The organism is Klebsiella sp. WP3-W18-ESBL-02, from assembly GCF_014168815.1.
In the GTDB taxonomy this organism is placed as follows: domain Bacteria; phylum Pseudomonadota; class Gammaproteobacteria; order Enterobacterales; family Enterobacteriaceae; genus Kluyvera; species Kluyvera ascorbata_B.
Genome location: NZ_AP021972.1, coordinates 4919649 through 4933161 on the forward strand (window position 1 = coordinate 4919649; position 13513 = coordinate 4933161).

The window sequence follows — 13513 nt, forward strand, 5'->3', positions numbered from 1 at the left end:
TTTACTTGGTTAATTTTGGATTTTTTTCACTGTTCCGGCGCATTCTGCGCTTCACGCGTTTAATAAAGCGCGCCACTTTCCAGGCTCGCTTGATGCAGTAGCCATAAAGACCGAAAGCCATCAGGAACAGTATCAGCATGGCCCATTCTGGCACAACGCGCGTGTATTCGGCGGCCACGCCGATACCCGCAAGCAGCGCAGCGGCAAGCGTGATCAGGACCAGAGCCTGACGAGAGGTAAAGCCTGCACGCATGATCAGATGGTGGATGTGCTGACGGTCAGCCGAGAACGGGCTCATGCCTTTACGCAGTCGGCGGTACATGATGGCGACCATATCCATTAGCGGGATCGCCACAATCCACAGCGCAGTCACCGGGCTAATCGGGTGATGCGTACCCTGGGTAGTTTCCAGCAGGATCCAGATGACCGTGAAGCCGATCAGCGTACTGCCGGCATCGCCCATAAACACTTTATAGCGACGCCCCAGTACGCCCAGGTTCAGCATGATATAAGGCAGAATGGCGGCAATCATCGCGAAACACCACATCGCCAGGCTCGTCTGCCCATCAAACCACAGAATAAGACCAATTGCGCCAAAGCTGACGCTCGACAGGCCGCCAAGCAGCCCGTCGATACCGTCAACCATGTTGAATGCATTGATGATGGCCCACACCGCAAACAGCGTCAGGAAGAAGCCAAACGGGCCGAGCACCAGCTCCCATGAGCCAAAGATGTAGCCCAGGCTGCGCAAATAGAGGCCGCCAGCGGTCATCATGATGATGCCAATCAGCGCCTGGATGGTGGCGCGAATTTTGACACTGATATCGTAGCGGTCGTCTAGCGCCCCCACCAGTACCAGCACGCCAGCACAGGCGAGATACAGTGAGGCGTGAGGTATATAGTAATTGGCAATCGCAAAAGTTAAGCAGATCCCGGCATACACAGAGATGCCGCCCACAAGCGGGATAATCCCCTGGTGACGTTTACGAAAATTAGGTCTATCCACCAAACCGATCTTTTTTGCCACCCGACGGGCGAAAAAAAGAAACACGGTGGTGAACAAAAAGATACTGAGCAAGTCAGTACCGACGGTCAGTAAACTCACAATTTATACTCGCTGCGAATATTAGTAGCGAAAGTATACCCACGATAGCAACTCATCAGAAGAGCAAGGCTGACGAATATTGGGGAAACTCGCCTGATTTATAACCGATTTTGCGAACTAGCTATTATTGTAGCCGTAAACCGCAATTGTCCGTGAAAAAAAAGCGTAGCCCTATCGGCGAAACTCCTAAAAACAAAAACGCCACACAATTGTGTGGCGTTTGTCGGCAAAAAACCGAATCTTACGAGCGTTTCATCATATCGAAGAAATCGTCGTTGGTTTTGGTCATTGCCAGTTTGTTGATGAGGAACTCCATCGCATCGATCTCGCCCATTGGATGGATGATTTTGCGCAGGATCCACATTTTCTGCAGCTCTTCAGGCGTGGTGAGCAGCTCTTCTTTACGGGTACCAGAACGGTTGTAGTCGATAGCCGGGAAGACGCGTTTTTCCGCAATCTTACGAGAGAGGTGCAGTTCCATGTTGCCGGTACCTTTAAACTCTTCATAGATAACTTCATCCATTTTAGAGCCGGTATCGATCAGCGCCGTCGCGATGATGGTCAGGCTGCCGCCCTCTTCCACGTTACGTGCCGCACCGAAGAAACGTTTCGGACGGTGCAGGGCGTTGGCGTCCACACCACCGGTCAGGACTTTACCTGAAGCCGGAACGACGGTGTTGTACGCACGTGCCAGACGGGTGATGGAGTCGAGCAGAATGATAACGTCTTTCTTGTGTTCAACCAGACGTTTCGCTTTCTCGATAACCATTTCCGCAACCTGAACGTGGCGAGATGCGGGTTCGTCGAAGGTAGAAGCGACAACTTCACCTTTCACCAGACGCTGCATCTCGGTCACTTCTTCCGGACGTTCGTCAATCAGCAGCACCATCAGCACGCAGTCTGGGTGGTTGTAAGCGATGCTCTGCGCGATGTTCTGCAGCAGCATGGTTTTACCGGCTTTCGGCGGTGCCACGATCAGACCACGCTGGCCGCGACCGATCGGCGAGGCCAGATCCAGTACGCGAGCGGTTAAGTCTTCGGTAGAACCGTTGCCGCGCTCCATACGCAGACGAGAGTTTGCGTGCAGCGGGGTTAAGTTCTCGAACAGGATCTTGTTGCGCGAGTTTTCCGGCTTGTCGTAGTTAACTTCATTAACTTTCAACAGCGCAAAGTAACGCTCACCCTCTTTCGGAGGACGAATCTTACCAGAGATGGTGTCACCAGTGCGGAGGTTGAAACGACGGATTTGGCTGGGGGAAACGTAGATATCATCAGGGCCGGCGAGGTAGGAGCTGTCTGCGGAGCGGAGGAAACCAAATCCATCCTGCAGTATCTCCAGCACACCGTCGCCAAAGATATCTTCGCCACTCTTCGCGTGCTGCTTCAGGATGGCAAAAATAATGTCCTGCTTGCGCATACGAGCCTGGTTTTCCAGCCCCATATTTTCGCCGAGAGTGATCAGCTCAGAAACCGGCGTATTCTTTAATTCGGTAAGATTCATAATGGTGTGGGTTCTTAAACTCGGGGTAAATCTCGAACTTAATTTGTGAATGGTATGGCAGGGTCATCCGTGCCTGTTTACGGCCATCAACTCATGTCTGTTCGCTGCCTGGTCACAGGAAAGTACGCAGAACTGAAACGACAAGACGGAAAGAGTGACAAGCCTGGAATTTTTCAACCTCTGAACGTGGCTAAACGCGACGGGAGGTTTGGGTCAAACAAGATTCAAACAAGGTATGTTTAAAACGAAGTCAAACTTAACTTAGCACGACTAAAGCCGGGCGTCCAGAGTTCTGCTTAAATTAAGAACACGGGACGCCCGAGGAGAATAACTTACGCCAGGTTGGCGTCGAGGAACTCTTTCAGCTGGCCTTTAGACAGCGCGCCAACTTTGGTTGCAGCCACTTCGCCATTCTTGAACAGCAGCAGCGTAGGGATACCGCGGATGCCATACTTCGGTGCAGTGCCCGGGTTCTGATCGATGTTCAGTTTCGCAACGGTCAGTTTACCCTGATACTCCGTAGCGATTTCATCCAGAATCGGGGCGATCATTTTGCACGGACCGCACCACTCTGCCCAGAAATCGACGAGTGTCAGCCCGTCAGCCTTGAGTACGTCCGTGTCAAAACTGTCGTCAGTCAGGTGAATAATTTTATCGCTCATATTTAACTCCACAGGAATAAGCCTGGTGTGTTGGTGTAGCATTAACCAACGAGGTGTTGATGTTGACTTCGCCAACAAAGGTTGACGTTATTTCACCGGATACGCTTTCTTAATGCAATAGTAAGCTGATATTCTACCACACTATGAGCAAAACACATTTAACTGAACAGAAGTTTTCCGACTTCGCCCTGCACCCTAAAGTGGTTGAAGCCCTTGAAACCAAAGGGTTTTATAATTGCACGCCCATTCAGGCGCTGGCTTTGCCGCTGACGCTTGCTGGACGTGATGTGGCTGGACAGGCGCAAACCGGTACCGGAAAAACGATGGCGTTCCTGACGTCAACGTTTCATTATCTTCTTTCTCACCCGGCAGTTGCTGACCGCCAGGTGAATCAACCGCGCGCCTTAATTATGGCGCCAACCCGTGAGCTGGCGGTACAGATTCACGCTGATGCCGAGCCGCTGGCTCAGGCAACCGGCCTGAAACTGGGCCTGGCCTACGGCGGTGACGGCTATGACAAACAGCTGAAAGTGCTGGAAAGCGGCGTCGATATTCTTATCGGCACCACCGGTCGTCTGATTGATTATGCAAAACAGAACCACATCAACCTGGGCGCGATTCAGGTGGTGGTGCTGGACGAAGCCGATCGCATGTACGATCTCGGCTTTATTAAAGACATTCGTTGGCTATTCCGCCGCATGCCGCCGGCTACCCAACGCCTGAATATGCTGTTCTCTGCCACCCTGTCCTATCGCGTACGTGAACTGGCGTTCGAGCAAATGAACAACGCCGAATACGTGGAAGTCGAACCAGAGCAGAAAACGGGTCACCGTATTAAAGAAGAGCTGTTCTACCCTTCCAACGAAGAGAAGATGCGTTTACTGCAAACGCTGCTGGAAGAAGAGTGGCCTGACCGCGCGATCATCTTCGCCAACACCAAGCACCGCTGTGAAGACATCTGGGGCCACCTGGCAGCCGATGGTCACCGCGTTGGTCTGCTGACCGGTGACGTTGCACAGAAAAAACGCCTGCGTATTCTCGAAGAATTCACCCGTGGCGATCTCGATATTCTGGTCGCAACCGACGTCGCAGCGCGTGGTCTGCACATCCCAGCCGTAACGCACGTCTTTAACTACGACCTGCCGGATGATTGCGAAGATTACGTTCACCGTATCGGCCGTACCGGTCGCGCGGGCGCTAGCGGTCACTCGATCAGCCTCGCATGTGAAGAGTATGCGCTGAACCTGCCGGCCATTGAAGCCTACACCGGTCATTCTATTCCGGTCAGTAAGTACAACCCGGATGCGCTGTTAACCGAACTGCCGAAGCCGCTGCGTCTGACGCGCGTTCGTCAGGGTAACGGCCCGCGTCGTTCAGGCGCGCCACGTAATCGTCGTCGTTCAGGTTAAAGAAACGCTATGCTCACTTCCACCTCGCTATATGCAGCTATCGATCTCGGTTCCAATAGTTTTCATATGCTGATTGTGCGCGAGGTGGCGGGAAGCATCCAGACGCTCACCCGCATCAAGCGTAAAGTGCGTCTGGCCGCCGGGCTGAGCCAGGATAACATCCTGTCGACGGAAGCCATGGAGCAGGGCTGGCAGTGCCTGCGCCTGTTCGCCGAACGGCTACAGGATATTCCCCCGACGCAAATCCGCATCGTCGCAACCGCAACGCTGCGTCTGGCCGTTAATGCCGATGTCTTCATTGCCAAAGCGCAGGACATTCTCGGTTGCCCGGTGCAGGTTATCCGCGGCGAAGAAGAAGCGCGCCTGATTTATCAGGGCGTGGCGCACACCACCGGCGGCGACGATCGTCGTTTAGTGGTCGATATCGGCGGTGCCAGCACCGAACTGGTCACCGGCACCGGCGCGCAAACCACCTCGCTGTTCAGCCTGTCGATGGGCTGCGTGACCTGGCTTGAGCGCTACTTCACCGACCGCAACCTCGCGCAGGAACATTTCGATGAAGCCGAACGCGCCGCCCGCGACGTGCTGAAACCGGTCGCCGATGAGCTGCGTCATCACGGCTGGAAGGTCTGCGTTGGTGCCTCCGGTACGGTTCAGGCATTACAAGAAATTATGATGGCGCAGGGAATGGATGAACGCATCACCCTCGCTAAGCTGCAGCAGCTGAAACAGCGCGCGATTCAATGCGGCCGTCTGGAAGAGCTGGAAATTGAAGGGCTGACGCTGGAGCGGGCGCTGGTTTTCCCAAGCGGGCTAGCCATCCTTATTGCCATTTTCACCGAACTGAATATCCAGTGCATGACGCTGGCCGGTGGCGCACTGCGCGAAGGGCTGGTCTACGGCATGCTGCATCTGGCGGTCGATGAAGATATCCGCAGCCGCACGCTGCGCAATATTCAGCGCCGTTTTATGGTTGATATTGAACAGGCCAGCCGTGTGGAACATCTGGCAGCGAATTTTGCCGATCAGGTCGCTAAAAGCTGGGAACTGGAGCCGCTGAGCCGCGAACTTCTGCTCAGCGCCTGTGCGTTGCACGAGATTGGCCTCAGCGTCGATTTCAAACAAGCGCCGCAGCACGCCGCCTATCTGGTGCGTAACCTCGATCTGCCGGGCTTCACGCCTGCACAGAAAAAGCTGCTTGCGACGCTGCTGCTTAACCAGACCAGCGCCGTCAACCTGCCGTCGCTGCACCAGCAGAACGCCGTACCGCCGCGCGTAGCCGAGCACCTCTGTCGTCTGCTGCGCCTGGCGATTCTGTTTGCCAGCCGTCGCCGCGACGACCTTCTGCCAGACATTACGCTTACCGCCGACGGCGACAATCTGACGGTCACCCTGCCGGATGGCTGGCTGGACGCGCACCCGCTCGGGCGTGAGATGGTGGAACAAGAGCGCCAGTGGCAAAGCTATATCCACTGGCCGCTGGAAGTACGCTAAAGTTCATCGCATTGCCGGATGGCGCTGACGCTTATCCGGCCTACGATTTCGCTTTCTTTGCCGCCATCATGGCTTTCAGGTTTGCCAGATGGCTCTGCCCTTTCTGCATCCGCTCTTCGGCGGTAATGACCTTCCGCTCCTGCTCCCAAATGACATCATCCTGCGGCAGTTCCAGCAGGAAACGGCTCGGCTCCGGACGCACCAGCTCACCATACTGACGGCGCTCTTTGCACAGGGTAAAAATCAGCTCTTTCTGCGCGCGGGTAATGCCCACATAGGCCAGGCGACGCTCTTCGTCGACGTTATCTTCATCGATGCTGCTCTGGTGCGGCAACAGCCCCTCCTCCATGCCAACCAGGAAGACATAAGGAAACTCCAGCCCTTTTGAGGCGTGCAGGGTCATTAGCTGTACCTGGTCCAGCTCTTCCTCACTTTCACCGCGCTCCATCATATCGCGCAGGGTAAAGCGGGTAACCACCTGCGTGAGGGTCATCGGCTCTTCCAGCTCGCTGCCTTCGAGCATCTCCGTCATCCAGCTGAACAGCGTGTTGACGTTTTTCATACGCATTTCGGCGGCTTTCGGGCTAGGCGAGGTTTCAAACAACCAGGATTCGTAATCAATGCCGTGAATAAGATCGCGTACGGCGGCAATCGGCTCACGCTCTGCCAGGCGCTGAATTTCCCCCAGCCACTGGGTAAAGCGGGTCAGCGATTCATAGCCACGCCCGCTGAGCGTCTGACTCAGCCCCATATCGAAGCTGGCGGTAAACAGGCTTTTATTACGGGTCATCGCCCATTCGCCGAGCTTTTGCAGCGTCGCGGGGCCAATCTCGCGTTTCGGCGTGTTGACGATACGCAGGAACGCGCTGTCGTCATCCGGGTTGCTCAGCACGCGCAGATAAGCCAGCAGATCTTTAATTTCCGGGCGCGAGAAAAACGACGTGCCGCCGGAAATTTTGTACGGGATGCGGTTCTGCATCAGGAATTTTTCAAACACCCGCGACTGGTGGTTGCCACGGTAAAGGATGGCGTAATCCTTATACTGCGTTTTGTTCACAAAGTGGTGGGCGATCAGCTCACCGGTGACGCGCTCCGCCTCGTGCTCTTCATGATTAGCGCTCAGTACCTTCAGCTCCGGTCCGTAGCCCAGTTCGGAGAACAGACGCTTTTCAAACACGTGTGGGTTGTTCGCGATCAGAATGTTGGCCGCCTTCAGAATACGCCCGGACGAACGGTAGTTCTGCTCCAGCTTGATGACCCGCAGCGCCGGGAAATCCTGGCTCAACAGCACCAGGTTCTGCGGACGCGCGCCGCGCCACGAGTAGATAGACTGATCGTCATCACCCACCACGGTAAAACGGGCGCGCTGCCCCACCAGCAGTTTCACCAGCTCATACTGGCTGGTGTTAGTGTCCTGGTACTCATCCACCAGCAGGTAGCGAATTTTGTTTTGCCAGCGCTCGCGCACTTCTTCATTGCGCTGCAATAGCAGCGTCGGCAGCAGGATCAGATCGTCAAAGTCCAGCACGTTGCACGCCTTCATATGCGCATCGTACAGGCTATAGCAGTGGGCAAAGATACGATCGCGCTCGCCTTTCGCGCTGGCCGCCGCCTGCGCTGGCGTCATCAGATCGTTTTTCCAGTTGGAGATCGTCGAGATCAGCTGCTGAAACACCACCTTGTCATCTTCGATCAGCCCTTCGGTCAGCTCTTTGAGCAGCGCGGTCTGGTCAGTATCGTCAAACAGCGAGAAGTTCGACTTCATTCCCAACGCGGCATATTCACGCTTGATGATATCCAGCCCCAGGGTGTGGAACGTGGAAATCATCAGCCCACGCGCTTCTTTGCGCCCCAGCGTTTGCGCTACGCGCTCTTTCATCTCGCGCGCGGCCTTATTGGTAAAGGTCACCGCGGCAATGTGCCGCGCCTGATAGCCACAGGCGTGGATCAGATGGGCGATTTTATTGGTGATAACGCGAGTTTTACCGGAACCCGCCCCCGCCAGCACCAGGCAAGGTCCGGTGACGAATTCGACGGCTTGTTGTTGTCCGGGGTTCAAACGCATAAAGGGATTGCTCAATCTGTAAACACGGGGGTGTGGATTGTAGCAGAAAGTCAGGCGGAGATTTACCCGCCAGATGGTAAAGTGTTGGATAGCTCCCCACGACGAGATAGAGCCCATGACAAAGAGCGCGGCAGCCCTGCATATCCTGGTAAAAGAAGAAAAACTGGCTCTGGAGATCCTGAGCAAACTGGATCGTGGTATCAGCTTCGATCATCTGGCGAAACGCTACTCTCGCTGTCCTTCCGGGCGCAACGGCGGCGATCTGGGTGAATTTAAACAGGGGATGATGGTGGGACCATTTGATGCCGCCGTTTTCAGCTGTCCGCTGCTGAAACCCTACGGACCAGTCAAGACCAAATTTGGCTACCACATCATCAAAGTGCTGTATCGCCGATAAGCCATGCTAAAATCGCCAGCCTCATTGACCCCCTTTTGAAGGCACAATCATGGCGAAAACAGCAGCAGCACTGCATATCCTTGTTAAAGAAGAGAAACTGGCCCTGGATCTGCTGGAGCAGATTAAAAACGGCGCAGACTTCGGCAAGCTGGCGAAAAAGCATTCCATCTGCCCATCAGGCAAACGCGGCGGTGATTTAGGTGAATTCCGTCAGGGCCAGATGGTTCCGGCGTTCGATAAAGTCGTCTTCTCCTGCCCGGTGCTGGAGCCGACCGGCCCGCTGCATACCCAGTTCGGTTATCACATCATTAAGGTGCTGTACCGTAACTAATAAAAAATCCCGGAACGTTCAGGCGCCGGGATTTTTTTGCCGGATGGCGGCTACGCCTTACCCGGCCTACATCTGCTGTGCGTAGGTCGGGTAAGCGCAAGCGCCACCCGACATCCTATTTAGCCAGCAACGGCAATGCGTTTCATATCGGTCATGTAACCGCGCAGTTTCTTACCAACCTGCTCGATAGCGTGGCTGCGAATCGCTTCGTTCACGTCGCGCAGCTGCGCGTTGTCTACCGCACCTTCGGCAATCGCTTTGCCCAGATCGCCGGTCTGCAGAGTGGTCATGAACTCTTTCAGCAGCGGTACGCAAGCATAAGAGAACAGGTAGTTACCGTATTCTGCGGTATCAGAGATAACCACGTTCATTTCGTACAGACGCTTACGGGCAATGGTGTTGGCGATCAGCGGCAGTTCATGCAGTGATTCATAGTAAGCAGATTCTTCGATTATGCCGGAGTCGACCATGGTTTCAAACGCCAGCTCAACGCCCGCTTTCACCATCGCGATCATCAGCACGCCTTTATCGAAGTACTCCTGCTCACCGATTTTACCTTCAAACTGCGCAGCGGTTTCGAACGCGGTTTTGCCGGTCTCTTCACGCCAGGTCAGCAGTTTCTTATCATCGTTGGCCCAGTCAGCCATCATGCCGGAGGAGAATTCGCCGGAAATGATGTCGTCCATGTGTTTCTGGAACAGCGGCGCCATAATCTCTTTCAGCTGTTCGGACAGCGCGTAAGCACGCAGTTTCGCCGGGTTAGACAGACGGTCCATCATCAGGGTGATGCCGCCCTGCTTCAGCGCTTCGGTGATGGTTTCCCAGCCGAACTGAATCAGTTTTTCCGCATAAGCCGGGTCGGTGCCTTCTGCCACCAGCTTGTCGAAGCACAGCAGAGAACCGGCCTGCAGCATACCGCACAGGATAGTCTGCTCGCCCATCAGGTCAGATTTCACTTCTGCCACGAAGGAGGATTCCAGTACACCCGCACGGTGACCGCCGGTAGCTGCGGCCCACGCTTTGGCGATAGCCATGCCTTCGCCTTTCGGATCGTTTTCCGGGTGAACGGCGATCAGGGTTGGAACGCCGAAACCACGTTTGTATTCTTCACGCACTTCAGTACCCGGACACTTCGGCGCCACCATCACAACGGTGATGTCTTTACGGATCTGCTCGCCGACTTCCACGATGTTGAAGCCGTGGGAGTAACCCAGCGCCGCGCCGTCTTTCATCAGCGGCTGTACGGAACGTACTACGTCAGAGTGCTGCTTGTCCGGGGTCAGGTTAACCACCAGGTCAGCCTGCGGGATCAGATCTTCGTAGGTGCCCACTTTGAAGCCGTTTTCAGTCGCTTTACGCCAGGAAGCACGCTTCTCAGCAATGGCTTCTTTACGCAGAGCGTAGGAGATATCCAGACCGGAGTCACGCATGTTCAGGCCCTGGTTCAGACCCTGTGCGCCACAGCCGACGATGACCACTTTTTTACCCTGAAGGTAGCTTGCGCCATCGGCGAATTCGTCGCGACCCATAAAGCGACATTTGCCCAGCTGCGCCAGCTGCTGGCGCAGGTTCAGTGTATTAAAGTAGTTAGCCATGGTGATACCTCGTGATGTTGTACTGTCTTATTGTTCGGTTCGCGTTTCAGCGAGAATGTACCCACATTACAACAGGAAATTTATTGCGGAAATTGATATATTCACAACGTCACATTGCAATTTCTGCAACGTTAAAAGAGGGAGTAGAATTCGTGGATTTACGCGATCTGAAAATGTTCCTGCATCTGGCGGATAGCCGCCACTTTGGCCGCAGCGCGCGGGCGATGCACGTCAGCCCCTCCACGCTCTCCCGACAAATTCAGCGCCTGGAAGAAGACCTCGGTCAGCCGCTGTTTGTACGCGATAACCGTACGGTCACGCTGACCGAAGCGGGCGAAGAGCTGCGCGTATTCGCCCAGCAGACGCTGCTGCAATACCAGCAGCTGCGCCACACGCTTGACCAACAAGGGCCGTCGCTGTCGGGTGAATTACATATTTTCTGTTCGGTGACCGCCGCGTACAGCCATCTGCCGCCAATCCTCGACCGCTTCCGCGCCGAACATCCGTCGGTGGAAATCAAGCTCACCACCGGCGACGCCGCCGATGCGATGGACAAAGTGGTCACCGGCGAGGCCGATCTGGCGATTGCCGGTAAGCCCGAGACGCTGCCCGGCGCGGTAGCGTTTTCCATGTTAGAGAATCTGGCGGTCGTCCTGATTGCCCCGGCGCTGCCTTGCCCGGTGCGTAATCAGGTTTCCGTCGAGAAACCCGACTGGTCGACGGTACCGTTTATCATGGCCGATCAGGGGCCGGTACGCCGCCGCATTGAGCTGTGGTTCCGCCGTCACAAAATCAGCAACCCATCGATTTACGCTACGGTGGGCGGCCACGAGGCGATGGTTTCAATGGTGGCGCTGGGCTGCGGCGTGGCGCTACTGCCGGAAGTGGTGCTGGAAAACAGCCCGGAGCCGGTACGTAACCGCGTGATGATTTTAGAGCGCAGCGACGAGAAAACGCCGTTCGAGCTGGGCGTCTGCGCGCCGAAAAAGCGGCTGCATGAACCGCTGATCGATGCGTTCTGGAAGATCGTCCTCGAGAGAAAAATCGACGACGGGAAGTGATTGCTACAGGTCTTCCGGGTCAATCTGCTTCATCGTTTCTACCGTCATCAGCCACTGGTACAGCGGCTCCAGCTGGCGAAAGCCGTCGGCTAACTGCGTGACCAGATCGGCGTGGAACAGTTTTTCCACGTCGGTATCCGTCGCCATTGCAGCAAAGGATTTGCGGTGATACCAGTCGGAAATCGTCGGGTCGAGGCCCTTAGCCCGCAGCCGTTTGTAACTTTCACCCACCAGCTCAAACGGCGCGCCGCAGCACTCGGCCACCGACAAAAACTGCTGCGGACGTTGTTGCAGCGTATGACGGAACAGATCCATGGTCGGCCTGCTGGCGCTGTAGTAGCCCAGCCCATAGCGCAAGGTATCTGGACTGATTTCAAAAAAGTATGCTGGCGCATCGGTCCAGTTTTTCGCCGAACGTTTGAAAGTGAGCCACATCCGGCTGCGGTACAGCGATTTATCGTGCGAGAAACGCGTGTCACGATGAATACGCGACAGCGTTTTGCCAATCGCCGACCGCGTCTCAAGCTGCGGGTCTATCTCCAGCATCGTCGGCGCTAAATCGTCCACCAGCGCGCGAAAAGGCGTGAGAATGCTGCGTTCGTAGATAAATCGGTGCTCTTCAAACCATGTTTTATCGTTCTCTATTCGCACCTGCTGAAGAAAATCGAGCCCTTCTTGTGCAAATCCCTGAAAGCGTCCCGCCATCTGCCTGCCTCGCTGAATAGTGTCATCACTCGCTTCATAACTATCGCCAATTCCCGCTAAGCGCAACCTGAAATAATGCCCCTTCGTCGGGAGATTAATTGGTATCAAAGGTGCCAGGGGAAAACGAGCGTCGCAGGTAAAATCGTCTGTAAAGAAACAGTACCTTACGAGAGGGAGTAACAATGCAGAAACCCAAAAAGCTGTTCAACAACACCGATAATATCCGCAGCGAAATCATGCAGGGGCTCGTATATGCGGGGATGGGGAAACTCCACCCTCTGGCGGAATACTGCGCGGTCTATCGAACGGTAGAATCAGCGGCGCAGACCGTTATCGTCAGCGGCGGTGGCAGCGGCCATGAACCCACCTTCGCCGGGTTTGTCGGTGAAGGCGGGATCGACGCCTGCGCGCTCGGCGAGGTTTTCACCTCGCCCTCTCCCGATCAGATTATTGAGGCCAGCCGCGCCGTTCATCAGGGCAACGGCGTACTGTTTCTTTACGGGAACTACTCCGGCGACGGCATGAATTTTGATATCGCCACCGAGATCCTCGCGGAAGAAGGCATTGAATGCCGTACCGTTCGCGCCACCGATGATATTGCCTCTGCACCGCCAGAAAGAATGTCTGACCGTCGTGGCGTCGGCGGGCTGGCATTTTTATACAAGCTGGCGGGGGCGGCAGCACAGTTTGAGCATTACACGCTGCCCGCGCTGGAAGCGCTGGCGCGGAAAGCCAACCACAATACGCGTACCCTCGGCGTGGCGCTCAGCGGCTGCGCTTTACCGCAGTCCGACACCTTTAATTTTAGCCTGGCAGAAAATGAGATCGAACTGGGAATTGGTATACACGGCGAGCCCGGGCTGTGCCGCATTCCCCTGCCGCAGACCGATGAACTGGTGGAGATGATGATCGCACGACTGGGCGATGACCTGCCGTTTGATCGGGGCGATAAGGTCTGCGTCAGCATCAATAATCTGGGGGCGCTGAGCAACACCGAGCTGATGGTGGTAGCCCGTAAAGTCGGTATGGCGTTGGCAGAACGTGACATCACCACCTATGACGTGCAGGTGGGACATTTCTGTACCTCGCTGGAGATGTCTGGCTTCTCACTCAGCCTGCTGCGGCTAGATGCGGAAATGCAGCGTCTGTATGACTACCCCATTAATACGCTCGGCTGGAGAAAATAAG

General features: G+C 55.3%; 13 protein-coding genes. 6 read left to right on the forward strand and 7 right to left on the reverse strand.

The window, feature by feature from the left end; genetic code table 11:
• Position 1: 1 nt before the first annotated feature.
• From wecA to trxA, 4 genes are all read right to left on the reverse strand, one after another.
• Entirely contained in the window at positions 2 to 1105 is a 1104-nt protein-coding gene (gene wecA / locus H7R56_RS23575) for a UDP-N-acetylglucosamine--undecaprenyl-phosphate N-acetylglucosaminephosphotransferase (RefSeq protein ID WP_106929815.1), read from the reverse strand.
• A 241-nt stretch (positions 1106 to 1346) separates the two neighbouring features.
• The gene (rho, locus tag H7R56_RS23580; RefSeq protein ID WP_035895778.1) at positions 1347 to 2606 is read right to left on the reverse strand and encodes a transcription termination factor Rho; all 1260 of its coding nucleotides are present in this window, start codon (positions 2604 to 2606) and stop codon (positions 1347 to 1349) included.
• Positions 2607 to 2692: 86 nt separating this feature from the next.
• Positions 2693 to 2776: a rho operon leader peptide gene (locus H7R56_RS23585; RefSeq protein ID WP_106929928.1), complete on the reverse strand. Its 84-nt coding sequence runs from the start codon at positions 2774 to 2776 to the stop codon at positions 2693 to 2695.
• A gap of 162 nt (positions 2777 to 2938) precedes the next feature.
• Positions 2939 to 3268 carry a thioredoxin TrxA gene (gene trxA / locus H7R56_RS23590; protein WP_106929813.1) on the reverse strand — a complete coding sequence of 110 codons (330 nt, stop codon included), beginning with the start codon at positions 3266 to 3268 and terminating at the stop codon, positions 2939 to 2941.
• Between the two features lie 143 nt (positions 3269 to 3411).
• Here trxA and rhlB point away from each other — a divergent pair, with 143 nt between their 5' ends.
• On the forward strand, positions 3412 to 4677 hold the full coding sequence (gene rhlB, locus H7R56_RS23595; RefSeq protein ID WP_106929811.1) for an ATP-dependent RNA helicase RhlB: 1266 nt from the start codon (positions 3412 to 3414) through the stop codon (positions 4675 to 4677).
• Positions 4678 to 4686: 9 nt separating this feature from the next.
• Positions 4687 to 6171 (forward strand): guanosine-5'-triphosphate,3'-diphosphate diphosphatase, encoded by a 1485-nt coding sequence (gene gppA, locus H7R56_RS23600; protein ID WP_106929809.1) that lies wholly within the window; start codon positions 4687 to 4689, stop codon positions 6169 to 6171.
• Between the two features lie 40 nt (positions 6172 to 6211).
• Here gppA and rep read toward each other — a convergent pair whose 3' ends face one another.
• A complete protein-coding gene (gene rep, locus H7R56_RS23605) occupies positions 6212 to 8236 on the reverse strand; it encodes a DNA helicase Rep (protein ID WP_106929807.1) in 2025 nt (674 codons plus the stop codon).
• Between the two features lie 115 nt (positions 8237 to 8351).
• Here rep and ppiC (H7R56_RS23610) point away from each other — a divergent pair, with 115 nt between their 5' ends.
• Positions 8352 to 8633 carry a peptidylprolyl isomerase PpiC gene (gene ppiC, locus H7R56_RS23610; RefSeq protein WP_106929805.1) on the forward strand — a complete coding sequence of 94 codons (282 nt, stop codon included), beginning with the start codon at positions 8352 to 8354 and terminating at the stop codon, positions 8631 to 8633.
• 49 nt (positions 8634 to 8682) lie between these two features.
• The gene (gene ppiC / locus H7R56_RS23615) at positions 8683 to 8964 is read left to right on the forward strand and encodes a peptidylprolyl isomerase PpiC (RefSeq protein ID WP_001140251.1); all 282 of its coding nucleotides are present in this window, start codon (positions 8683 to 8685) and stop codon (positions 8962 to 8964) included.
• A 119-nt stretch (positions 8965 to 9083) separates the two neighbouring features.
• Here ppiC (H7R56_RS23615) and ilvC read toward each other — a convergent pair whose 3' ends face one another.
• On the reverse strand, positions 9084 to 10559 hold the full coding sequence (gene ilvC, locus H7R56_RS23620) for a ketol-acid reductoisomerase (protein ID WP_106929803.1): 1476 nt from the start codon (positions 10557 to 10559) through the stop codon (positions 9084 to 9086).
• A 152-nt stretch (positions 10560 to 10711) separates the two neighbouring features.
• On the opposite strand from ilvC, the gene ilvY reads away from it, so the two are divergent.
• Positions 10712 to 11620, forward strand: coding sequence for an HTH-type transcriptional activator IlvY (gene ilvY / locus H7R56_RS23625; RefSeq protein WP_106929801.1), 909 nt, complete (start codon positions 10712 to 10714; stop codon positions 11618 to 11620).
• 3 nt (positions 11621 to 11623) lie between these two features.
• Here ilvY and H7R56_RS23630 read toward each other — a convergent pair whose 3' ends face one another.
• Positions 11624 to 12325: a DUF2461 domain-containing protein gene (locus H7R56_RS23630; RefSeq protein ID WP_106929799.1), complete on the reverse strand. Its 702-nt coding sequence runs from the start codon at positions 12323 to 12325 to the stop codon at positions 11624 to 11626.
• Between the two features lie 182 nt (positions 12326 to 12507).
• Here H7R56_RS23630 and H7R56_RS23635 point away from each other — a divergent pair, with 182 nt between their 5' ends.
• Positions 12508 to 13512 carry a dihydroxyacetone kinase subunit DhaK gene (locus H7R56_RS23635; RefSeq protein WP_106929797.1) on the forward strand — a complete coding sequence of 335 codons (1005 nt, stop codon included), beginning with the start codon at positions 12508 to 12510 and terminating at the stop codon, positions 13510 to 13512.
• The last annotated feature ends 1 nt before the right edge of the window (position 13513 follow it).

Bases quoted from the DNA above. Each gene is read 5' to 3' on its own strand.
- rho (WP_035895778.1), bottom strand. From the start codon at position 2,606: ATGAATCTTACCGAATTAAAGAATACGCCGGTTTCTGAGCTGATCACT.
- trxA (WP_106929813.1), bottom strand. From the start codon at position 3,268: ATGAGCGATAAAATTATTCACCTGACTGACGACAGTTTTGACACGGAC.
- rhlB (WP_106929811.1), top strand. From the start codon at position 3,412: ATGAGCAAAACACATTTAACTGAACAGAAGTTTTCCGACTTCGCCCTG.
- gppA (WP_106929809.1), top strand. From the start codon at position 4,687: ATGCTCACTTCCACCTCGCTATATGCAGCTATCGATCTCGGTTCCAAT.
- rep (WP_106929807.1), bottom strand. From the start codon at position 8,236: ATGCGTTTGAACCCCGGACAACAACAAGCCGTCGAATTCGTCACCGGA.
- ppiC (WP_106929805.1), top strand. From the start codon at position 8,352: ATGACAAAGAGCGCGGCAGCCCTGCATATCCTGGTAAAAGAAGAAAAA.
- ppiC (WP_001140251.1), top strand. From the start codon at position 8,683: ATGGCGAAAACAGCAGCAGCACTGCATATCCTTGTTAAAGAAGAGAAA.
- ilvC (WP_106929803.1), bottom strand. From the start codon at position 10,559: ATGGCTAACTACTTTAATACACTGAACCTGCGCCAGCAGCTGGCGCAG.
- H7R56_RS23630 (WP_106929799.1), bottom strand. From the start codon at position 12,325: ATGGCGGGACGCTTTCAGGGATTTGCACAAGAAGGGCTCGATTTTCTT.
- H7R56_RS23635 (WP_106929797.1), top strand. From the start codon at position 12,508: ATGCAGAAACCCAAAAAGCTGTTCAACAACACCGATAATATCCGCAGC.